18 protein-coding genes are annotated in these 22,967 nt (G+C 61.8%); 10 read left to right on the top strand and 8 right to left on the bottom strand.

The window, feature by feature from the left end; all coding sequences use genetic code 11:
* Position 1: 1 nt before the first annotated feature.
* Positions 2-3,874: an ATP-binding protein gene (locus ACIROW_RS02390; protein ID WP_402271489.1), complete on the bottom strand. Its 3,873-nt coding sequence runs from the start codon at positions 3,872-3,874 to the stop codon at positions 2-4.
* 235 nt (positions 3,875-4,109) lie between these two features.
* Positions 4,110-6,275: a putative bifunctional diguanylate cyclase/phosphodiesterase gene (locus ACIROW_RS02385; RefSeq protein WP_402271486.1), complete on the bottom strand. Its 2,166-nt coding sequence runs from the start codon at positions 6,273-6,275 to the stop codon at positions 4,110-4,112.
* Positions 6,276-6,488: 213 nt separating this feature from the next.
* Between ACIROW_RS02385 and ACIROW_RS02380 the strand changes: the two genes are divergently transcribed.
* A complete protein-coding gene (locus ACIROW_RS02380; RefSeq protein WP_402271484.1) occupies positions 6,489-7,454 on the top strand; it encodes a threo-3-hydroxy-L-aspartate ammonia-lyase in 966 nt (321 codons plus the stop codon).
* Between the two features lie 74 nt (positions 7,455-7,528).
* Complete coding sequence (pip, locus tag ACIROW_RS02375) at positions 7,529-8,461, top strand: prolyl aminopeptidase (RefSeq protein WP_402272447.1); 933 nt, start codon at positions 7,529-7,531, stop codon at positions 8,459-8,461.
* Positions 8,462-8,471: 10 nt separating this feature from the next.
* On the opposite strand, the gene clpP is transcribed toward pip, so the two are convergent.
* Complete coding sequence (gene clpP, locus ACIROW_RS02370; protein ID WP_402271482.1) at positions 8,472-9,089, bottom strand: ATP-dependent Clp endopeptidase proteolytic subunit ClpP; 618 nt, start codon at positions 9,087-9,089, stop codon at positions 8,472-8,474.
* A 160-nt stretch (positions 9,090-9,249) separates the two neighbouring features.
* Between clpP and ACIROW_RS02365 the strand changes: the two genes are divergently transcribed.
* Positions 9,250-10,137 (top strand): sigma-70 family RNA polymerase sigma factor, encoded by an 888-nt coding sequence (locus tag ACIROW_RS02365; protein ID WP_402271480.1) that lies wholly within the window; start codon positions 9,250-9,252, stop codon positions 10,135-10,137.
* 13 nt (positions 10,138-10,150) lie between these two features.
* Here ACIROW_RS02365 and ACIROW_RS02360 read toward each other — a convergent pair whose 3' ends face one another.
* The 3 genes from ACIROW_RS02360 to ACIROW_RS02350 form a co-directional block, all read right to left on the bottom strand.
* Positions 10,151-10,942, bottom strand: a complete 792-nt coding sequence (locus ACIROW_RS02360) for an alpha/beta hydrolase (protein WP_402271478.1) — start codon at positions 10,940-10,942, stop codon at positions 10,151-10,153.
* Positions 10,943-11,086: 144 nt separating this feature from the next.
* Positions 11,087-11,854: an anti-sigma factor family protein gene (locus ACIROW_RS02355; protein WP_402271476.1), complete on the bottom strand. Its 768-nt coding sequence runs from the start codon at positions 11,852-11,854 to the stop codon at positions 11,087-11,089.
* Positions 11,851-12,366, bottom strand: a complete 516-nt coding sequence (locus ACIROW_RS02350) for a sigma-70 family RNA polymerase sigma factor (RefSeq protein ID WP_402271475.1) — start codon at positions 12,364-12,366, stop codon at positions 11,851-11,853. Before ACIROW_RS02350 ends, ACIROW_RS02355 begins: the two co-directional genes overlap by 4 nt.
* Positions 12,367-12,576: 210 nt before the next feature.
* Between ACIROW_RS02350 and ACIROW_RS02345 the strand changes: the two genes are divergently transcribed.
* A complete protein-coding gene (locus ACIROW_RS02345) occupies positions 12,577-13,218 on the top strand; it encodes a DNA-3-methyladenine glycosylase I (RefSeq protein WP_402271474.1) in 642 nt (213 codons plus the stop codon).
* A gap of 4 nt (positions 13,219-13,222) precedes the next feature.
* On the opposite strand, the gene gabD is transcribed toward ACIROW_RS02345, so the two are convergent.
* Entirely contained in the window at positions 13,223-14,677 is a 1,455-nt protein-coding gene (gene gabD / locus ACIROW_RS02340; RefSeq protein WP_402271471.1) for an NADP-dependent succinate-semialdehyde dehydrogenase, read from the bottom strand.
* A gap of 167 nt (positions 14,678-14,844) precedes the next feature.
* Positions 14,845-15,570 carry a DUF4088 family protein gene (locus tag ACIROW_RS02335; RefSeq protein WP_402271468.1) on the bottom strand — a complete coding sequence of 242 codons (726 nt, stop codon included), beginning with the start codon at positions 15,568-15,570 and terminating at the stop codon, positions 14,845-14,847.
* 42 nt (positions 15,571-15,612) lie between these two features.
* Between ACIROW_RS02335 and ACIROW_RS02330 the strand changes: the two genes are divergently transcribed.
* The 6 genes from ACIROW_RS02330 to ACIROW_RS02305 all read left to right on the top strand — a co-directional run bounded on the left by ACIROW_RS02330 (position 15,613) and on the right by ACIROW_RS02305 (position 22,929).
* Positions 15,613-15,963 (top strand): hypothetical protein, encoded by a 351-nt coding sequence (locus ACIROW_RS02330; RefSeq protein ID WP_402271466.1) that lies wholly within the window; start codon positions 15,613-15,615, stop codon positions 15,961-15,963.
* Between the two features lie 189 nt (positions 15,964-16,152).
* Complete coding sequence (locus ACIROW_RS02325) at positions 16,153-16,353, top strand: hypothetical protein (protein ID WP_402271463.1); 201 nt, start codon at positions 16,153-16,155, stop codon at positions 16,351-16,353.
* Positions 16,354-16,397: 44 nt separating this feature from the next.
* Positions 16,398-18,095: an aspartate-alanine antiporter gene (gene aspT, locus ACIROW_RS02320; protein ID WP_402271461.1), complete on the top strand. Its 1,698-nt coding sequence runs from the start codon at positions 16,398-16,400 to the stop codon at positions 18,093-18,095.
* A gap of 66 nt (positions 18,096-18,161) precedes the next feature.
* A complete protein-coding gene (locus tag ACIROW_RS02315; protein WP_402271460.1) occupies positions 18,162-19,790 on the top strand; it encodes a bifunctional aspartate transaminase/aspartate 4-decarboxylase in 1,629 nt (542 codons plus the stop codon).
* 118 nt (positions 19,791-19,908) lie between these two features.
* Entirely contained in the window at positions 19,909-20,469 is a 561-nt protein-coding gene (locus tag ACIROW_RS02310) for an antibiotic biosynthesis monooxygenase (protein WP_402271459.1), read from the top strand.
* Between the two features lie 249 nt (positions 20,470-20,718).
* Positions 20,719-22,929 (top strand): autotransporter domain-containing protein, encoded by a 2,211-nt coding sequence (locus tag ACIROW_RS02305; protein WP_402271457.1) that lies wholly within the window; start codon positions 20,719-20,721, stop codon positions 22,927-22,929.
* The last annotated feature ends 38 nt before the right edge of the window (positions 22,930-22,967 follow it).

Raw genomic sequence — 22,967 nt, 5'->3', positions numbered from 1 at the left:
CTCAGGCCGGATCCGCTCCGGCAGGGGTGCCGACCGCCACGCTGCCGGGCAGGTCGGCAGCCGGCGTCGCGGCCGATTCGGCCAGTGTGCTGCGGATCAATTCTTCCACCACATCGATGTCCACCGGCTTGACCAGGTGATGATCGAAGCCGGCCTGCAACGAACGCAGTTTGTCGCTGGCCTGGCCGTAACCCGTCAGCGCGATCAGGCTGATGCCCTGCAGATGCGGCATGGCGCGCAAATGGCCGGCGACTTCGTAACCGTCCATGATCGGCAAACCGATATCCAGCAAGGCGATGCGCGGGGTGAAATGCTTGACGATGTCGAGCGCGGACGGCCCGTCGTAGGCGATGCGGATCTCGTGTCCCTGCATCGTCAGCAACTCGCCGAGGATCTGGGCGGCGTCAAGGTTGTCGTCGACGATCAGGATGGCGCAGCCTTCGTCGACCGGTTGCAGCGCCTGCATGTTCTCGCTGGTCAACGGCAGCAGGATCGGCGTCGCATCGCTGAGCACGGCCGGCAGTTTGATCGTGAAGACGCTGCCTGCACCAGGGCCGGCGCTGAACACGTGCACCGAGCCGCCATGCAGTTCCGTCAGGCTGCGCACGATCGCCAGGCCGAGGCCGAGGCCGCCGCCGGCGCGGTCGATGGCCTGGGTTTCCTGGGCGAACATTTCGAATACGTGCGGCAGCATGTCGGCACGGATACCGATACCGTTGTCGCGCACTTCCACCACGATCTGGTTGTTGTCGAGCATGGCGTCGACGCGAATGTGGCCGCGGTTTTCAGTGTACTTGCAGGCATTGGTCAGCAAGTTGGCGAGGACCTGGGTCAGGCGCTCCGGATCGGCATGCACCTGCAGGCCTTGCGCCGACACGTTCAGGGTAAGGCGATGCTGGCGCTCTTCGAGCAGCGGGCTGGCGGTTTCGATGGCCTTCGAAATGATGTCGGCGATCTCGAGTTTCTTTTTCTGCAGGTTGATCTTGCCTTGCGCCACGCGGGACACGTCCAGCAAGTCGTCTACCAGCCGCACCAGGTGGCGCGCCTGGCGTTCGATCACGCTGCATTCCTTTTCCATGCCGCCGCCACCGCGCAGGCGCATCAGATGCACCGCCGTCAGGATCGGCGTGAGGGGATTGCGCAGCTCATGGCCGAGCATGGCGAGGAATTCGTCCTTGGTGCGGTTGGCGACTTCGGCGGTCTGGCGTGCGCGCGTCAGTTCGGTGACTTCGAAGGCGACTACCGCAATGCCTTCGATGCTGCCGTCGGTCTTGAGCATCGGCTGGTAGACGAAATCAAAGAAACGTTCTTCCGCCGCGCCCGGGCTGCGCCGCAGCATTACCCCCTGCGAACGGCCGATGTAGGGCTCGGCGGTGCGGTAGACGTTGTCGAGCAGGTCGAGCACCACCTGGCCTTCCAGTTCCGGCAGCGATTCACGGACGGTGCGGCCGATGATGGGGCGATTGCCGACCAGCTCCTGGTAAGGCGCGTTGGCCAGTTCGAAGACATGATTGGGGCCGCGCGTGATGGCGATGGCCACCGGCGCCTGCGCGAAAATCGTCGCCATGCGGTCGGCATGGCGCTTTTCCATGGCGCGGATCTGCGAACGCAGCAGCATGGATTCGATGCGGGCGATCAGTTCCCGGCTGGAAAACGGCTTGACCAGGTAATCGTCGGCGCCGGCGGCCAGTCCCTCAAGCCGCGCCTCTTCGCCGGAGCGTGCGGACAGCAGGAAAAACGGGATGTCCTTGCTCGCATCATCGCTGCGCAGCGCAGTGAGCAGGCCGAAACCGTCGAGCTGCGGCATCATGACATCGGACAGGATCAGGTCGGGCGGATTGGCGCGTACGGACTCCAGCGCCTCGACGCCGTTGCCGACCGCTTCAATGCGCCAGTGCGATTGCAGCAGATTGCACAGGTAGTCGCGCATGTCGGCGTTGTCGTCGGCCACCAGGATGCGGGCGCCTGCCGACAATACCTGGTTGGCGCGCGTGGGCTCGGCGGCGATGGCTTCATCTGGTTCGGCGGCATTGCTCGTCTTCACGCCGCCCCAGCGGTTCGCTTCGGCGGCGTAGGCGTCGGCCAGTGCACTTCTGCTGGAATTGACCGGATCGATCGAGTCGACCACGCGATCGGCCGGCAGGTGTTCGCGTCCGGCCGGGATCGTCAGCGTGAACGACGAACCTTGCTGCAAGTTGCTGTCGACCTCGATCAGGCCTCCCTGCAGCGTGACGAGATCGCGCACCAGCGCCAGCCCGATGCCCGAGCCTTCATGGGTGCGCGACTGGGAACCTTCGATGCGATGGAAACGCTTGAACACCAGCGGCAGTTGCTCGCTGGCGATGCCGACGCCGGTGTCGATGACGGTCAGGCTGATGTGGTCGCCATGGCCCCTGAGGCGGATGCCGATCTTGCCGGCGAAGGTGAACTTGTAGGCGTTGGAGAGCAGGTTGAGAACGATCTTTTCCCACATGCCGGGGTCGACGTAAGTCGTTTCAGCCAACGGCGGGCAGTCCACCTCAAACGTCAGTCCCGCGCCTTCGATGGTCGAGCGGAAGGTGCTTGCCAGGTCGGCGGTGAACGCCGCCAGGTCGATCTGTACATAGGAGGCCTGCGTACGACCAGCCTGGATGCGCGAAAAATCGAGCAGGGAATTGACCAGGCGCTGCAGGCGCAAGGCGTTGCGCCGGAGCATTACGGCACGCTCCTGCTGCGCCGCCGGCAGGCTGTGTTCCTTGTCGGCCAGCATGTCGTCCAGGGGACCGAGTATCAGCGTGAGTGGCGTGCGGAATTCGTGGCTGACATTGCTGAAAAAAGTAGTCTTGGCCTGGTCCAGTTCGGCCAGCAAGTCGGCGCGCTGCTTTTCGGCTTCGACCGTACGGGCGTTCTGGATGGCCATGCCGACCTGGCCCGCAAGCAAGTCGAAGAAGGTCGCGTAGTCCTCATCCAGCGGGCGGGTCGGGTTGACGCCGCAGATCAGCACCCCGAGCGGATGCTCCTGTCCGGGCGTTTGCAGCGGTATCATGACGGCCTGGCGCAGCCGCTGGTCGGCCAGTCCGAGCGGCAGCGTATCGACGCCGCTGACATCCACCACGATTTTTTCGCCGCTGCTCAGTACCTGATTGAACGGCCAGAACGCGCTGTCGTCGCTGTCGCAAATGTCAGCGCTGTCGGGCGCCACCAGGTTCAGCGGCAAGACGTTCACGCTTTGCTCGCGCAACACCTGGCGGCGACCGCAATCGGTCAGGTACAGCAGCGCGAACGGAATGTCGTCCGGATTATGGGCGAGGATGGCAGCGGCCGTGGCGCAGGCACCGGCGGCGGTTTTTTCGATCAGGGCGCGTTGGGCCAGGTCGGACAAGGTGCGCAGGCGACGCGCATTGAGATGCTTGGACGTCATCTCGGCATTGGTGCAAAACAAGCCGGCGACTTTGCCCGATTCGTCGCGGATCGGGCTGTACGAGAAGGAAAAGTAATTTTCTTCGGGGCCGTAGTCGCGGCGCATGAACAGCCGGATATCGTCCACCAGCGGCGCTTCGGCATGCTTGAACACGCGTTCGGCCAGCGGTCCGCAGATATCCCAGATTTCCGCCCATACCTCGGTGACCGGGCGGCCCAGCGCCCACGGATGCTTGGATTCGCTGAGGATGGCAATGTAGGCGTCGTTGTAAAAGAAGGTGGCGTCTTCACCCCAGCCCAGCCACATCGGCTGGCGCGAGTTGATCATCAGGCTGATGGACGTCTTCAGGCTCTGTGGCCAGTTGTCGATCGGGCCCAGCGGCGTGGCGGACCAGTCGTGTTCCAGTATCAGTTGTCCCAGGGTCCCTGTGCCCCGGAGAAAACTGTACTGCGTCAATGTTGCGTCAAGCTTCATGTGCAGCCTCTGTATTCACCTTGGTGGAGCATTTTTTTTGGATTTTGAATAGTGAATCTTCTGACCTGAGGAATCAGTCTCCGGTCGAACGGCTGGTGCGGAAGGTTCGGACAACAGAGGGATTTCTTCGCCTGCTATGTTACGAAGATTTTGAAGAAAAGGGGGAGATCGCCGCGAGCGCAGCGAACTTTCTTACCGGGGATTCAGTGTTTGTCCTACATGAAACGTTGTCATTTCAGACAGTCTTTGCGGCGCGCTCCCATTCACCCAACCAGGCGCCCAGCGCATCAGCCGGCATCGGTCGTGCGATGCCGTAGCCTTGCGCCAGTTCGCAACCGATCTTGAGTAGCTTGGCGGCGTGCTGCTCGGTTTCCACGCCTTCGGCAATGACCTTGCGCCCGAACGCCTTGGCCAGGCCGATCACGCCGCGCACGATGGCCAGGTCTTCGCGGTCGCTCAGCATGTCGCGCACGAAGCTCTGGTCGATCTTCAGCATGCAGGCCGGCAAGCGCTTGAGGTAAGTCAGCGACGAATAGCCGGTGCCGAAGTCGTCGATGGAGAAGTGCACGCCAAGCTGGCGGCACGACTGCATTACGCGCGAGACCGCTTCGATGTCTTTCATGGCGCTGGTTTCGAGGATCTCGAGTTCAAGGTCCCCGGGCGCGACATGCGGATGCCGCGCCAGCAACTCGCGCAACACCGCCGGGAAGCGGGCGTCCTGCAACTGGTTCGGCGCCAGGTTGATGCTGACCGGCATGCGGATGCCGGCCTGACGCCATTGTTCCATCTGCGCCAGCGCGCGGCCGGCCACCCAGATACCGATATCGTCGTTGAGATGATGTCCTTCGATCAGCGGCAGAAACAGCGCCGGCGCCAGCAGGCCGCGCTCCGGATGCTGCCAGCGCAGCAGCGCTTCGACGCCGACCACCGCGCGGGTCTTCATGTTCACCTTGGGCTGGTAATGCAGCACCAGTTCATTGTTCTCTATGGCCTGGGTCAGGCGGCGCACGTAGATATGGCGGCTCTTGTCTTCGGCCTCGCGGAAGGCGTCGAACAGATGGTAGCGATTCTTGCCGGCCTGTTTGGCTTGGTACATGGCGAGATCGGCGTGGCGCATCAGCTGATCTTCGCTGACCTCGTCGTGCGGATACGTTGTCACGCCGATGCTGGCGGTGACTTCCAGCCGCTTGTCGGCGATATGGACCGGGATGGCGCAGGCCCTGAGAATACGGTCCAGCACGCGTTTGAGCTTTGTATTGCTGTCGATGTCGACCAGCACCGCGACGAACTCGTCGCCGCCGATGCGTGCCAACGTGTCGGTGTCGCGCAGGGTGTCGCCAATGCGTTTTGAAATCGCCATCAGCAATGCATCGCCGACGTCATGACCGTGCTGGTCGTTGATCTGCTTGAAGCCGTCGAGGTCAAGGTATAGCACCGCAAGCGGTTTGCCGCTGCGCTTGCTCAGGGCGATCGCCTGGCGCAAGCGGTCCGACAGCAGCAATCGGTTGGGCAGGTCGGTGAGCGCATCGAAATGCGCCAGGTGTTCGAGCTGTTCCTGATGGCGGCGCAGCATGCTGATGTCGCGCGCGATCTTGGATGCGCCGACAATGTTGCCCTCGCGGTCGCGGATCGGCGAGATGGTCGCCGACACGTGGATGCGATTGCCGTTCTTGTGAATGCGTACGGTTTCAAAGTGTTCGACCTTTTCACCGGCGAGAATTTTGCCGAGGATGAAGCTTTCTTCCTCGATGCGATCCTGGGGAAACAGGCGCAACATGGGCTGGCCCAGCATTTCCTTTTCGGTATAGCCGAAGATGGCTTCAGCGGCACGATTCCAGCTGCTGATGCGGCCCTGCAGGTTTTTCGAGATGATGGCGTCGTCGGAACTGTCGACCAGGGCGCGGAACTGCTCCGCGGCAACTTCGAGATTGACCTGTTTGCTGATGTCACGGGCGATGGTGGAGGCGCCGATGACATCGCCATCCTTGCCGCGCACGGGAGAAATCGACACCGACACATGTACCTGCGAGCCGTCCTTGTGGATGCGAACGGTGTCGAACGGCGCCACATGCTCGCCGTTGAGGAGGCGTTCAAGGATGTAATACTCCTCGTCCAGCCGCTCGATCGGGAACAGGCGTAGCAGCGGCCGGCCCAGCATTTCCTTTTCGGTATAGCCGAAAAGGCGCTCGGCGCCTTCGTTCCAGCTGGTGACGATGCCGTTCAAGGTCTTGCCGATGATGGCGTCGCCGGACGATTGCACGATGGCCTGGAAGCGGTCGTCTGCGAGATTGCCGCCGATCGAAACGACCACCGGTTTGAGCCGCAATTTTGGCGGGCGCCGGTGTTGCATGCCGCCGTTGGTCCGGGCTGCAGAGACGCTGTCACACTGATGAGTTTTCATGGAAGCGGTCCTTTGCAAGGCAGTCGGCGTACGGAAGGGGACGGTGTAGAGGACATGGTACGTGCGCATGTCCGGCACCAGTATCGGGATTTTCCTGAACAGGGCGCGCATGCCTGCAAATGCGCCTCCCGGTTGCATCGGCAAAAATGTTTTACTATCTGAAAAGCAACAAAATCGCGCCTACCCGCACATGCAGCCACTTACGGAGACAACATGCCAGAGCTTCCCGATTACAACGACGTGGTCGCCGCCGCCGGACGCATCGCCGGCCATGCCAACAAGACGCCGGTGCTGACGTCGCGCACGGTCGACGCCGAGATCGGCGCTCAGGTGTTCTTCAAGTGTGAAAACTTCCAGCGCATGGGCGCGTTCAAGTTTCGCGGCGCGATGAATGCCTTGGCGCGCTTCACTCCGGAGCAGCGCAACGACGGTGTCGTGACGTTTTCATCCGGCAACCATGCGCAGGCCATCGCCCTGGCCGCTCGCGAACTCGGCATGCCGGCCACCATCGTCATGCCGGAAGACGCGCCCGAAGCCAAGGTCGCCGCTACGCGCGGTTACGGCGGCAAGGTGGTGCGCTTTAATCGCTATACCGAAAACCGCGAAGAGATTTGCGCCGCACTGGCCGAGAAGCACGGCCTGACCATGATTCCGCCCTACGACCATCCCGACGTGATTGCCGGGCAGGGCACCGCCGCCAAGGAACTGATCGAAGAAACCGGGCCGCTGGACGCGTTGTTCGTCTGCCTCGGCGGCGGCGGACTGCTGTCGGGCTCCTTGCTGGCGGCCAAGGCCTTGTCGCCGGATTGCCTGACCTACGGCGTCGAGCCGGAAGCCGGCGACGATGCGCTGCAATCGCTGCGCGCGGGCAAGATCATCCACATCGACACGCCCAAGACCATCGCCGACGGCGCTCAGACCCAGCACGTCGGTCATTACACTTTCGAGATCATCCGCCGCGACGTGGCCGACATCCTGACCGTCAGCGACGACGAGCTGGTAGCGTGCATGCGCTTCTATGCGGAACGCATGAAGATGATCGTCGAGCCGACCGGCTGCCTCAGCTTCGCCGCCGTGCGCAAGATGAAGGACCAGCTCAGGGGCAAGCGCGTCGGCGTGATCGTCAGCGGCGGCAATGTCGACCTGGCCAAGCTGTCGGGCTACTTTGCCGCAGCCTGACGCTTTTCACTATCTTTAGCAGACATCAAGGAACAGGAATAATGAGCAACACCAACGACACCGCATTGCGCACGCTGTATCCACCCATCGCGCCGTATGAGAGCGGCATGCTCGACGTCGGCGACGGCCACAGCGTGTATTGGGAAACCTGCGGCAACCCCAAGGGCAAGCCGGTGGTGTTCCTGCACGGCGGCCCGGGCGGCGGCTGCGGCCCTTCGCACCGGCAACTGTTCAATCCGGAGAAATACCGCATCGTGCTGTTCGATCAGCGCGGTTGCGGCCGCTCGCAGCCGCATGCCAATCTCGACGCCAACACCACCTGGGACCTGGTGGCCGACATCGAGCGCTTGCGTGTGCTGCTGGGTATCGACAAATGGCAGGTGTTCGGCGGCTCATGGGGCAGCACGCTGGCGCTGGCTTATGCCGAGACGCATCCGGAACGCGTCAGCGAACTGGTGCTGCGCGGCATCTTCCTGTTGCGTCAGTCCGAGCTGGACTGGTACTACCAGGAAGGCGCGTCATGGCTGGCGCCGGATCGCTGGGACGAGTTCCTGGCGCCGATTCCGGAAGCCGAACGCGGCGACCTCATGAGCGCCTATCGCAAGCGGCTGGTCGGTGACGACGAAGCTGCCAAGCTGGAAGCGGCGCGCACCTGGAGCCGCTGGGAAGCCAGCACCGTGACGCTGGTGCCCAATGAAGGCATGATCGCCGGCTTCAGCGACGCGCACTTTGCATTGGCGTTCGCGCGCATCGAGAACCACTATTTCGTCCATCACGGTTTCATGGAAGAAGGCCGGTTGCTGGCCAATGCCGGCCGCCTCAAGGGGATTCCGGGCGTGATCGTGCAGGGCCGCTACGACATCGTCACGCCGGCCAAGTCGGCATGGGACCTGCACAAGGCCTGGCCGGAGTCGACCCTGCACCTGGTCGGCAGCGCCGGCCATGCCTATAACGAGCCGGGCATCCTGGATCAGCTGATCCGCGCCACCGACGGTTTTGCCGACTGACGAAAATTCTTCATTCCGGACGCGTCTTGTGCGAAACGACTTCGTCGATCAGGCCGTACTCACGAGCACGTTCGGAGGACATGAAGTTGTCGCGCTCAAGGTCGCCGGAGACACGCTCCAACGGCTGTCCGGTGTGATGGGCCAGGATGCTGTTGAGGCGCTCGCGCAGGTAGAGGATTTCGCGCGCCTGGATTTCAACGTCGCTTGCGGTTCCCTGCGAGCCGCCGGACGGCTGGTGCACCATGATGCGGGCGTTGGGCAAGGCCAGCCGCTTGCCGGGCGCGCCGGCCGCCAGCAGGATGGCGCCCATGCTGGCGGCGAAGCCGGTGCACAGCGTCGACACCTGCGGCCGGATGAACTGCATGGTGTCGTAGATCGCAAGCCCGGCATAGACAACGCCGCCGGGCGAATTGATGTAGAGGGAGATGTCCTTGTCTGGATCCTCCGATTCAAGGAACAGCAACTGCGCCACGATCAGGTTGGCCGATTGATCGGTGACTGGACCGACCAGAAAGATGATGCGCTCGCGCAGCAACCTCGAGTAAATGTCGTAGGCGCGTTCGGAGCGTCCCGATTGCTCGACGACCGTGGGGACCAGGTCCAGAGCGCGAGGGGAAAATGCAGGCATGGCGTGTCCTTTTTCGATGAAGAAGTTGATGTAAGGACATGACGGCTGCCGGCGGCCTCCCGTGACGAAATGAAAATATTTTTCGCAAGCTGTCACGTTTCGGTCGGCCCGGACGTCAACAAGGAGCAGTCGCTCGGCGCTGCATACATGGAGAGATCACATGACAAGAACCCCGATCAGCGCCACCGCCACGTTCGAAGCCGCACGGCGACGGCTGCTGTCGATCGCCTATCGCATGCTGGGCAGCGTGGCCGAGGCAGAAGACGTCGTCCAGGAAACCTGGATCCGCTGGCATGAAGCGCAGGAGTTGGCGTTGAAAACACCGGTAGCCTGGCTGACCACGGTCGCCACGCGGCTGGCGATCGACCGCCTGCGGCATCTGCAGTACGAGCGCGCGACCACCGCCGTGCCTTGGCTGCCGGAGCCATGGATGGACGAGCACGCGCCGTCGGCCGAAGATGCCGTGTCGATGTTGTCTGACTTGTCATACGGCGTGCTGCTGATGCTGGAGCGCCTGAGCCCGGACGAGCGCGCGGCCTTGTTGCTGCATGAAGTGTTTGATTGCCAGTACGAGGAAATCGCGCGCACGCTGGACAAGACGCCGGTGCATTGCCGTCAGCTGGTGCGACGGGCGAAGGAACGCGTCCAGTCGGATCGCGTACGCCGGGTCACGGATGAGCAGGCATGTCGCGAGACGGCGCGAGAGTTCGTGGCGGCGATCTGCCGTCAGGACAAGCAGGCCATGCTGCAATTGCTGGCGCCGGATGCTGTGGTGATGGGCAATGGCGGCATTGGCGCCCAGGCTGCGAGCAGCTTTGTCGACGGCGTCCTGTCGATGCAGGCGAGCGGCATGCAGGTCGCTTGCGCCGGCATCAACGGCGGCTGGGGCGCGACATTCTTGCAGCACGGAAAAATTGCGCTCGTCCTCAGCTTCGAGATGGACGGACCGGCGATCCGTACGGTGTACGCGATCGCCGGTTCGGGCCGGCATGGACAGAGCTGTCCACCGGCGGCCATGCAATTACTTCAAGAGGCTGTTTTGGCCTGAGGCCGTTTGCGGATCAACGCTTTTGGCCGGCCGCTTCCAGAATGAGGCTGGTGATTTCATCCGGGTGCGACAGCATCGACACGTGGCTCGATGCGATTTCGATGGTTTTGGCCTTCATGCGTTGCGCCAGGAAACGTTCCAGTTGCGGCGAGGTGGTGCGATCGTTGGTCGACACGGCGTACCAGGTCGGCTTGCTGCGCCATGCCGCCTGGGTGGTGCGTGAAGCGAACAGCGTTTCCGAGATGCGGCCTTGCACGGCATACATCGCCTTGGCCTTTGCCGGATCGATGTCGCCGGCGAAATCACGTACGAAGGCTTCTTCGTTCAACTGGGCATAGCCGCCCGACTTGACCAGTCCGGCGCCGGCCGGCGCAGGCGGGAAGGTCCCGGCCAATGCCGCGTAATCTTCGCCTGCGTCCGGCGCACGCGCTGCCACATACACCAGACCAACCACCTTCGGATCGACGCCGGCTTCACTGATCACGGTGCCGGCCCAGGAATGGCCGACCAGGATGGTCGGGCCGTCCTGCAGCGCCAGGATGCGGCGTGTGGCGTCGACGTCGTCGGCCAGCGACGATAGCGGGTTCTGTACCGAGGTGACGTGCAGGCCGGCTTTTTGCAGGCGCACGATGACTTCCGACCAGCTGGAGCCGTCGGCGTAGGCGCCGTGCACGAGGACCACATTTTTTACCGGAGCGGCGACAGGTTTGATGACTTCCTGTGCGCTGGCGGCGTGAGCAAGCAGCACGGCAAGCGAAGCAGCGCCGGCCAGGGTGGAGCGGATGAAGTTGCGTTTGTTGAGCATGGTGTTCCTCAGTGGTGGATGAATAAGTAAATGAACAAAGGCGAGCGGCGAATTCATGCGACGTGCCGCTGCCTGGTCGAAAAGCAGCACGCACGTCTCCATCCGCTCCGGTCAGCGGTTGTGTTTTACAACGGGGAAGTCAGATCAGGACTGTGGTCGGTTCGGTTCTACCGCGCGTTGTACCGGCAGCGCCGACGGTGAATCGGCCGGGCTGACCACGGCGTAGAAGTAACGCCCCTGGCGCCAGTACTGCGTCAGCAGGTTGCCGTCCTGGCGATTGCCGGCGCCGAAGTTGAACAGTTCGCCGGGCGGGCGCACGTAATACACGATGGCCTGGCCCTGGTCGTTCACGTACGTCACCATCGCCGCGGCACCCTTGTCGCTGGCCATCAGGCGTCCGCCCACAGGACGGAAACCATAGGCGCTGAAGTCCGGCATCGGCGCCGCCTGGACGAAGTGATGGTTGAGCCAGGATTGCAGCTGCGCCGGCTGGTCAGTCTTCATGTCGACCTTTTGCGCCATGTCGCCGATGGCGAACAGGCGATAAGCCTGGGTGGCATCGGCCATCGGCAGGTACGTTTTGCGCATCGACATGTCGCGCAACTGCCAGCCGCCCAGCGTGCCCAGGCTCAAGGTCAGCACCAGCGACGCGGCGATTGCCATGCGTCGCTGTGAGCGCGCACGCAACTCGCGGCGGACGCGAAACGGATCGAGGCGGGCCGGTGTTTCCGTGGCGGGGATGTTGTCGAGCGCAGCGCGCAGACGCTGGCTTTCCTGGCGCAGCAGTTCGACTTCACGCGCCGCTTCGGGATGGGACTCCAGATACAGCGCGACCTGGCGGCGCAGCGTCTCGTCGACCTGACCGTCGGCATAGGCCTGCAGATCGTATTCGGAAGGAGAGAAGGCGTTCATTTCAAAATCCGTAGTGGAGGAGTGACAGGCTGGCCATCATTGAATCCACGCAGCGCCTTGCGGGCGCGCGACAGGCGCGACATTACGGTGCCGAGCGGGATGTCGAGGGCGTCGGCGGCTTCCTGGTAGCTGAGTCCTTCGACCGATACCAGCAACAGCAGCGCGCGCTGCTCGGCCGTCAGCTTGCCGAAATCCTGCAGCGCGGCGCGCGACATGGCGACGTCTTCGGCTGAGGGCGCCAGTTCTTCTTCGCGGCCGGCGAACAGCGACAGCAAGCCGGCATAGCGTTTGGCGCGGCGCTCGCCGTCGAGGAAGCGGCGGTACATGATCTGGAACAGCCACGCCCGCAAGTCGCCGTCTTTGCGACGCCGGTCGCTGTGCGAGAGCGCACGTTCCAGGCAGGACTGCACCAGGTCGTCGGCGCTGTTTTCATGGCGCGTCAGCGACAGCGCAAAGCGCCGCAGCCGGGGCAGCAGTTCGCGCAAGTCGTTGTCGTTGAAATCGGTGCTCATGTGCAAATGTTGTCAGTGGCGGTCAAGCGCGTCATATCGTTCGTGCACAGTAAGACGAACGGGCTCCGGGCTTATTCCCTTGCCGTGCAATTATTTTTTGAGCAGCGACAGACGAGCAATGGATTAGCAATAAATTAGCAAGAAGCGCCGTGCGCGCCGGCTTGCTTTGTCGCATCATAGCGGCTTGCCAGCGGCGTTCCTATTATTGACATGACAACAAACACCAGCAGCGACGTGCCCGGACTGATCACGACGGAAGATGGAACAACATATTGCGCCTGGCATGCAGCCATGCCCGAGTACCACGGCGGCGAATGGGGCCGGCCGGTGGCTGACGATGTGCGACTGTTCGAGAAAATCTGCCTGGAAGGATTCCAGTCGGGCCTGGCGTGGATCACCATCCTGCGCAAGCGCGAGAATTTCCGTGCGGCGTTCGACGGTTTCGATTTCCACCGGGTGGCGCGTTATACCGAGGCAGACATTGAACGCCTGCTCGGCGACGCCGGCATCATCCGCAACCGCGCCAAGATCGTCTCGGCCATCAACAATGCCCGCCGCGCCATCGAACTGATCGACGAAGCCGGTTCGCTGGCCGCCTGGTTCTGGCAATTCGAACCCGCCGCCAAAGATCGGCCCAAGACGCTCACGCTCGATTACTGGCAGGCCAATCCCACCTCGGAAGCTTCGGTGGCACTATCGAAGGCGCTCAAGAAACGCGGCTGGACTTTCGTCGGCCCGACCACCATCTACGCCTTCATGCAGGCGATGGGGCTGGTCAACGATCACCTGACCGGCTGTGCCTGCCGCACGACGGTGGAAGCAGAGCGCAAGGCGTTCAGGCGGCCGGGCTGAGCAATCAGATTCCGCCCATGCACAGATACTTGATGACCAGGTAGTCGTCAATGCCGTAGTGCGAACCTTCGCGACCCATACCCGATTGCTTGACGCCGCCGAACGGCGCCACTTCGTTGGAGATCAGACCGGTATTGATGCCGACGATGCCGCTCTCCAGGCCTTCTGCGACGCGCCAGATGCGGCCGATGTCGCGCGAATAAAAATAGCTCGCCAGCCCGAACTCAGTATCGTTGGCCTGTGCCAGCACTTCCTCATCGGTCTTGAAACGAAACAGCGGCGCCATCGGCCCGAAGGTTTCTTCGCGCGCGATCTTCATGTCGGCGGTGACGTCGGCGATCACGGTGGGTTCGAAGAAACTGTGTCCCAGCGAGTGGCGTTTGCCGCCCAGCAGCACACGACCACCCTTGGCCTGCGCATCGGCGACGTGCTGCTCCACTTTCTGCACCGCCTTTTCATCGATCAGCGGACCTTGGGTCACGCCGCTGTCGAGGCCGTTGCCGACTTTCAGCTTTGCCACCGCGGCGACCAGCTTGTCGGCGAATTTGTCATAGACCCCGTCCTGCACATAAATGCGGTTGGCGCAGACGCAGGTCTGTCCGGTGTTGCGGAATTTGGAGGCGATTGCGCCTTCCACCGCAGCGTCCAGATCGGCGTCATCGAACACGATGAAGGGCGCATTGCCGCCCAGTTCCAGCGATATCTTCTTGACGGTTGCCGCACATTGTTCCATCAGCAACTTGCCGACCGCGGTCGAACCGGTGAAGCTCAGCTTGCGCACGATGGAATTGCCCGTCATCTCGGCGCCAATCACCTTGGACGATCCGGTAACCACGCTGAATACGCCTGCCGGCACGCCCGCGCGTTCGGCCAACACCGCCAGCGCCAGCGCGGAAAACGGTGTCGCCTCAGCCGGCTTGAGCACCATCGGACAGCCTGCTGCGAGCGCAGGACCAGCCTTGCGCGTGATCATCGCCGCCGGGAAATTCCATGGCGTGATTGCCGCACAGACACCGATCGGTTCCTTGATCACCACGATGCGGTTGCCGGGCACCGGCGAGGGAATGGTGTCGCCGTAGGTGCGCTTGGCTTCTTCGCCGAACCATTCGATGAATGATGCGGCATAGGTGATTTCTCCTTTGGATTCGGCCAGCGGCTTGCCTTGTTCGGCCGTCATGATCAGCGCCAGGTCATCGGCGTTGGCCAGCATCAGGTCGTTCCATTTGCGCAGGATCGCGGCGCGTTCTTTTGCTGTCTTCTTGCGCCAGACCGGCCATGCCGCCTGTGCAGCTTCGATGGCGCGGCGGGTTTCATCCGTGCCCATGTCGGGCACCGTGCCAAGCTTGTCACCGGTGGCCGGATTGGTGACCGCACGCGTGCCGCCGCCGTCGGCATTGCACCAGGCACCGTTGATATAGGCCTGCTGACGCAGCAGGGAAGGATCCTTGAGTTGCAGCATTGATAACTCCTGTCCGTTGAAAAGCGTCACTGCAGTCACGATGTCTGCAGCAGATAATCTTTTGGATCGGTTTTGCCCGAAAGGTTCGGATGTTTTTCTGCGCCGCAAAGAACAAGGCCCGTCGCGCATGCAGCGCGACGGGCCTTGAAAGCAGAAACCGCGAAGGATCAGGCAAACACGCTGCGATACCAGGCAAGGGCGCGGCCAAGGAAGCCTTCCGCTTCTTCTTCAAACAGATAGGGTTTCTTGTCGCGCAAGCGATCGAGGATTTCTTTTTCGTCCTTTTCCTTGACCGTGCCGTAGGCAATGCCGAGCGTCAGCAGCGTGCGCAGGGAACCCAGCTTCTCTTTGGCGACCGAGCCGCGCGCATGTTCAACAGCGATCTTGGCGTCGTGCAGTTGCTGCGCCCACGAGCGCGACAGGCGCCATGCCGGGGTCTTCAGCGCTTCTTCGGCTTTCGCAATGCTGATCGCAGCCGATTTGATTTGTGCGGCGAGGACGTCGATTTGCGATTCGTCCCCCTTGGCTTGCTTGACGATGGACGTGGCCCAGGCCTTCGACGCGGCGGTCAGTTCATCGACGCTCCAGTCATGCCGCACGGCGATGTGGAAACCGTAATTGGACGCCTGCGAGATCAGGATCGCGACCACGTCCGGGAAGTCCTTGTCGAGCGCGCGCTTGGCCCATGCGTACTGGCCCGACAGCATCAGATGCTGCACGGCGGCTTCGGTCAGGAAGGTGGTGTTGTCGGAGAGCTTGGCCAGCATGAAGCTTTCAAAGCTCGGCGAGACGAATCCCGAATCGCACTTCAGCGAAAGGCGGTTGAAATTTTTGTAGTCGCGATCGAGCGAATCGTAGACTTCATCTTTGAGGTTGATGTTAAGTTTTTTCATATTGTTTCCCTGGAGCCCTGGCGTGTTGTCGGATCGACATGCATGCCGCTGTCGAACATCGAAATTTTAATCGCAAATCAGCCGCTGCATTGGATCCGCAGCGGCAGGGCGTTGACGCATGAGAGCGCATGGAACGTTAACGGCAGCAATCGGAAAAACTTTTTCTATGGAAATTTTGCGCCAGATCAAGGCATTGACCACGATTCCGTTTTATATTCCTCTTGTCGTTCACCTTCCCGTGTATCGACGCCGAAATTTTTATCACGCATTTTAGCGCCGAGACGTAGCCATGCGGCAAGATCAAACGGCAAACGACCTGCGGATGAGACGGGAGCTCATCCCTTCAGAATTACTTCTACCCTAGCAAAGACGCAGATCATCGCTTTCAAGTGAACGCATCGATGCCCACGTGATTTGGTCGCGCGTGGTGGTCGATCTTCGACACCTTGTCATCGGGTTGCTTATGCTCAGTGCCATTGCCGGATTGCCAACAGCAATTCCGGAGGTTGCTTTGTTTTCATCGTCGGTCATCGGATATAACCGGGTGCAAACAAAGCTTGGGCAGATTCAAATAGACGCAGTATGTGGGATGCTCGTCGCGGCGCTGCGATCTGGCAGGCCGATGTCGTGCCCGACATGCATGTCGAGACGGTATTTTTCACGCTGTTCATCTTCGCGCCCGGCTTTTCCGGCGGTCCGCAATCCCTCTTCAATTCCAACTACCCGTGCGACTTCAAACTTCGTGCTGCCGCTGGCGGGGCTGGTGCGGCGATTTCAGCTTAAAGCGTGAAGATTCAACGAATTCATCAGACGGAAAGGTCTTAATCATGGAATGGCTGCATCACTTGTTCGCGCGCTCTCCCGAGATCGCATTGTTTCTCTCGCTGGCGGTCGGCTACTACGTTGGCAAGATCCAGTTCGGCAAATTCCAGCTCGGCGGCGTCGCCGGCTCGTTGCTGGTGGCGGTATTGGTCAGCCAGGTCGGCGTGACCGTCGACCCCGGCGTGAAGTCGGTGCTGTTCGCGCTCTTCATCTACGCGGTCGGCTATGAGAGCGGCCCGCAATTCTTCAACTCGCTGGGCAAGCAATCGATACGCGAAATCATCCTGGCCGCCGTGCTCGCCATCACCGGCCTCGCAACCGTGGTCATCATGGCCAAACTGTTCGGGCTGGACAAGGGACTGGCGGCAGGAGTCGCCGCCGGCGGCCTGACGCAATCGGCGATCATCGGCACCGCCGGCGACGCCATCACCAAGCTGGGGCTGGCAGCCGATGAAGTCAAGCGCCTGCAGGGCAATGTCGCAGTCGGGTACGCCGTGACCTATGTGTTCGGTTCGTTCGGTGCGATCCTGGTGTGCGTGAACCTGTTGCCGAGGCTGATGGGGCGCAGCATCAAGGAAGACGCCGTACGCGCCGAAGCCGCCATGCAGCAGGGCGTGCAGGTGCTGGCGCCGGGCCAGCTGGACGCCGCGCCGGACCTGGTCGGACGGATCTACCAGATCGGCGGCGGCACAGGCGCCGCCGGCCTCACCGTCAACAAGCTCGAACATGAGCACGCCGCCCATGGCATCACCATCGAACGCGTCAAGCGCGCCGGCAAGATCATCGAAGTCACGCCCGAACTGGAACTGCAAGCGGACGACATCATGCTGGCGGTCGGGCGGCGGCAGGCGATGGTCAGTATCGCACCGGTTTTCAGCAAGGAGCTGTACGCCGTCGAAGGCATGGAACTGACCATGGAACGGCGCGACATCGTGCTCTCCAACAAGGAATATCAAAATCGCACGATCGCCGATATCCGCACCAACACCTCGCAGCAGGTGCGCCACGGCATCTATGTCGTGCAGCTGATGCGCATGGGAAAGGTCCTGCCGATGCAGGAAAAAACCATCGTACAGATCGGCGACGTGGTGTCGGTATTCGGTTCCGAGCAGGACGTCAAGCGCGTCTCCTCGCTGATCGGCTACGTGATCGTGCCGAGCGCCAAGACCGACTTCGTCTATCTCGGCGCCGGCCTGGTGGTGGGTTTGCTGGTCGGGCTGCTGACGGCGCGCGTCGGTTCGATCCCGCTGACGCTGGGCAGCGGCGGCGGGGCGCTGCTGTCGGGCCTGCTGTTCGGCTGGCTGCGCGCCAAGCGCCAGACCTTCGGTGCGATGCCCGGCGCTGCGGTGCAGATATTGAAGGACCTCGGGCTGGCCGGCTTTGTCGTCGTGGTCGGTTTGTCGTCCGGCCTGCAGGCGGTGCAGACCGTCAAGGCACAGGGACTGACCCTGTTCGGCGTCGGCGTGGTCGTCACGATCTTGCCGCTGGTGTTGACCATGCTGATCGGCCGCTATGTTTTGCGCTATGAAAACACGGCTGTTTTTGCAGGTGCGCTGAGCGGTTCACGCAGCGCCAATCCGGCCTTCGGTGAAGTGCTCGACAAGGCCGAAAACGCCATTCCCACGGTTCCCTTCGCGATCACCTATGCGCTGGCCAACGTTTTCCTGACCTTGCTGGGGCCGCTGATCGTGGCACTGGTGTAGCGCCATAACGGAAGAGCGGAACGATTCATTTTTACTTTGCATGTTCATCAATAAAGGAGCAACACCATGGATTTCAGCGACCCGGAAAAACTCGCCCTGCTAAGCCCCTTCGAGCTCAAGGACGCACTCATACAGAGCGCGCTGAAGAATAACAAACTCATGCTCAACGCCGGCCGCGGCAATCCCAATTTCCTGGCCACCACGCCGCGCCATGGCTTCTTCCAGTTCGGCCTGTTCGCCATGAGCGAGGCCGAACGTTCCTATATCTATATGGACGGCGTGGGCGGCTTCCCGCAGCGCGACGGCATCGAGGCGCGCTTCGAACTGTTCGCCAAGAACCACGCCGGCGTGCCCGGCATCCGGTTCATCGAAGCAGCGGTTTCGTATGTCCGGGACCAGCTGGGCATGTCGGCCGGCGACTTCATCTATGAGATGTGCGAAGCCATCCTCGGCTGCAACTATCCGGTGCCGGACCGCATGCTGCGCATGACCGAGCGCATCGTCGGCAACTATCTGCACAAGGAGATGATCGGCACGCATCCCTTCGTCGGCCATTTCGACATGTATGCAGTGGAGGGCGGCACCGCCGCGATGACCTACCTGTTCGGCAGCCTGAAGGCCAATCACGTCATCAAGGAAGGCGATACCATCGCGCTGGGCATGCCGATCTTCACGCCGTATATCGAGATCCCGCATCTGGCAGAATTCAACCTGGTCGAGCTGGTCATCGACGCACCGCAATCGAACAACTGGCAGTACACCAAAAAGGAACTCGACAAGCTGCTCGATCCCAAGGTCAAAGCCTTCTTCCTGGTCAACCCGAGCAATCCGCCTTCGGTCAAGATCGACGACAAGACGCTGGCCTACATCGCCGAGATCGTCAAGAAGCGGCCGGACCTGATCATCCTCACCGATGACGTCTACGCCACCTTTGCCGACAACTTCACCTCGCTGTTTGCAATCTGCCCATACAACACCATCCTGGTGTATTCGTTTTCCAAATACTTCGGTGCGACCGGCTGGCGCATGGGCGTGGTCGCCACGCACAAGCACAACGTCATCGACGAGCTGATTTCAAAATTGCCGGAAAAGACCGCTCGCCAGCTCGACGAGCGTTACAGCTCCATCACCACCGCGCCGCGCACGATCAAGTTCATCGACCGGCTGGTGGCCGACAGCCGCACCGTGGCACTGAACCACACCGCCGGCTTGTCGACGCCGATCCAGGCACAGATGAGCCTGTTCTCGCTGTTCTCGCTGATGGACGAAGCGGGCAGCTACAAGGCCTCCATGAAGCGCATCGTCCTGCGTCGCAAGGAAGCGCTGTATCGCGAGCTCGGCCTGCCCATGCCTCACGATCCCAACTCGGTGCGCTACTACCATTTGCTGGACATGGAATCGCTGTCCGCGCAAATGCATGGCGTCGAGTTTTCAAAATGGCTGCTGAAGCGTCTGAAACCGAATGAGGCGCTGTTCCGGCTAGCCGAGGAAACCGGCGTCATCCTGCTGCCGGGACGAGGCTTCGGCGCCGCGCATCCATCCGGTCGTGTCTCGCTCGCCAACCTCAACGAGTACGATTACGCCAACATCGGGCGCGCGATCAGGAAGATGGCGTCAGAGTACTTTGAATTGTTTGAAAAAGAGAAGGGCGGGGGGAAGGCCAAGACCGCCAAAACGACGAAGAGCAAGCGCTGAACGTGGCTTGATCCACTCCTGACGGCAAAAAGAAAAAGCCCGGCGAGACCGGGCTTTTCGCATGCATTGGCGAGGCTTTCCCTTAAAATACGCTCACTCAGGATCGAAAGCACACAATATGAACAACAAGCCGCAACCCGATATGGTCACCATCGTGATCCAGCACGACATCCGCGCCGGCGCCCATGCCAGGTATGAGGAATGGCTGAAGCACATCGTGCCGCGCGGTGCATGCGCGCCGGGCCATCGCGGCGTCAACGTGATCAAGCCCTCCGACGGCGGCAACCGCTATACCATCACGCTGCGTTTCGACAGCCTGGAATATGCCGAGCAATGGCTAGGCTCCGCCGCCCGGCGCGAACTGATCAGCGACGTGTTGCCGATGCTCGAACAGGAAGAAAAAATCGACACCGTCACCGGCATGGAATTCTGGTTCACGCCGCAGGGACAAGCGCAGAAGCGCGCCAAGCCGTACAAGCAATTCCTGCTGACGCTCTCCGTCATCTACCCGCTGACGCTGATCCTGCCGTGGATCCTGGCGCCGCTGTTCGACGCGGCGCCGGTGCTGCAGCACCACCTTCTCAGCCGCCTGATTGTGGCGGCAATCATCGTCGGCCTGATGACTTACGTGATCATGCCGCGCTATTCCAAACTGGCGCAGAAGTGGCTGTATAGCTGAACTGCCGCCGTCACGCCACAAAAAATGCCGATTGGTCTGTAGCGCAAACGTGCTACAGCGCCGCGGCGCAAGCGGATTGACTTGTCGGGACCGGAAATGGAGACTGATCGGCTTCGGCAGATTCCGCCCAATTGCCGGCTTTTAAAAAAATAAACGGAAAGTGAGACAGGCGGTCAAGCCCGTGAAGAAACATCCATTATCCTGACGACAAAATCACCAGACACGTCGTACAAGGAACCAGCGGGCAGCATGAGCAAACTAGAACAACGGCGGCAGGCGGTCAGCAGCGGGCGTCTGACGCTCCTGACACCGCTGACACTCCTGGCGCTGGCATTGTCAGCGGCGCTCGCGACGATGAGCGAGGGGCGCGCCCAGAACGTCAACAATACCGGCAACGTCAACACCAGTTTCGCGTGGCTCGACAACGGTTCCGGCACGATCACCAGCGTAACCAATAGCGGCACCGTCGTCGCGCGCCTTGGCGTCATCGCCAACGGCGGTACGATCGGCAGCGTGGACAACAGCGGCACCCTCGCCACGTATGGAAGAAGTACCGCCATCCTCAACACCGGGTCGATCGGCAGCATCACCAACAGCGGCAGCATCAGCGGCGACTATGTTTTTGCCAGCTTCGGCAGCACCGGCATCTCCAACAGCGGCACCATCGGCAATCTGAACAACAGCGGCGAGCTCCGGGGCACCACGGCGCTCTATCTGGCGCCGGGCAGCACGCTGACGTCGTTTACCAATTCCGGCACGATTTACGGCGCCATACTCAACAGTTCGGCAGCGCCGCTCACCATCAACGGCGGCACCGGCGCCAGTGTCGGCACGTTGACGGGAAACTCCCGCGACGGCCGCGAGGTGGGTCGCATCAACAGCGAAGCGGGCGTTATCTTCGCCAGCGGCAATCATCTGCTCAACGACATCATTGACGCTGGGTCGGGTACCGTCACCAACGCCGCCACGTTGCAAATCAATAATCCGATCGCCATCTACGGCAACTTTGTTCAGAATGCGGGCGCGACGCTGATTTTCGGCGGCGGCGATTCGTACGGCTTCGGCAGTGTGCTGGTCAATGGCAACGCGACCTTCGCCGCCGGCTCCACCATCAGCCTCAAGCCGCTCAACTACCATTTTGCCCAAGGCCAGCGCTACGTCGTGGTCACCGCAAGCGGGACCGTGACCGTCAATGGCGTCACCTATTCGGCGCCCGGTTTCAGTGTCAGCGGCGCGGTCCAGGACAATTCGCTGGTGCTGACGCTGGGGCGCTTCGGGCTGGGCAGCGGCGGCAGCGTCCCCGTCAACAGCGCCACCAACGACGATGCGGCGTCCTCGTTGCACGGACTGTTCAATTACAGCGGGACGAATACGTCCCTGTTGGCCTTGTTCAATCCGGCGGCGGCACTGGATACGGCGGATGCCGCCAACAAGGCGGGCGAGATGTTGAGCCCCGCATCGATCAAGGGCGCCGCCAACGATGCCCAGGGTGTGCTCAACCAAGTCATCGGCAACGTGGCGAATGATCACATGGACGGCTTGCGCGTGGCCCAGGGCAACGGCAATAGCAGCAATAGCGGCGTCGCCACCGGCGAGGCCGTTCGCGACTTTACGCTGTGGGGGCAAGTGTTCGGCGGCGGCGCTTCACAGGGGCTGCGCGACAACATCTCGGGATATCACGCCAATTACCGTGGCTTGCTGATCGGCGGCGACAGCCTGGTCAGCGATACGCTGCGCATCGGTGCGCTGGTCAATGCCGCCAAGACCTCGCTGGCCAGCGACGGCGACAATACCGGCAGTTCGGTCAATATCAACAACTACGGAGTGACTGCGTACGCCAGCTACAGCGGCTCGCCGTGGTACGTCAACACGCAGGCCGGTTTTGCCCATCAGCAGTACAGCACCACGCGCGTCATCAATTACACCGGCTTCAACGGCGTCGCCAGCGGCAGCTTCAATGGCCGCCAATACATGACTTCGGTGCAGGCCGGCTATCCGCTCGCCCTGGATGCCTGGCTATCGGACGCTACCCTGACGCCGATTGCCGGCTTGAGCTACAGCACGCTGCGTCAGGATGGCTATGTCGAAACCGGCGGCAACGGCGCAGCGTTGAAGGTCGACGCATCGTCGGTCAATTCGCTCAAGAGCGAACTGGGAGCCAAGCTGGAGCGCGGTTTCGAGACCTCGTCCGGCAAACTGGCGCCGTCGCTGCAACTCGGCTGGCGGCACGAGTACCGGGGTGGCCGGACACATGCCGGCGCCAGTTTTGCCGCCGACAGTACCGGCTCAACGGCTTTTGTCACGCAAGGCGCCGCGCCGGTTGCCGATATCGGCGTGCTCACGCTCGGGATGACGCTACTGCAGGGAAAGCAGCTGAATCTGACCGCCCGGTACACGCTGGAATCCGGCGGCGGCTACAGGGCGCAGACCGGCAGCCTGCAGGCGCGCTGGCAGTATTGATATTTGCAGCACCATTCGGGTTGCAATAAGGAAATTTT

The sequence above is a fragment of the Herbaspirillum sp. NPDC101397 genome, from assembly GCF_044767325.1.
GTDB lineage: Bacteria > Pseudomonadota > Gammaproteobacteria > Burkholderiales > Burkholderiaceae_D > Herbaspirillum.
The sequence above is the reverse complement of the archived record's forward strand: the minus strand, read 5'-3'. Positions and strand labels throughout refer to the sequence as shown.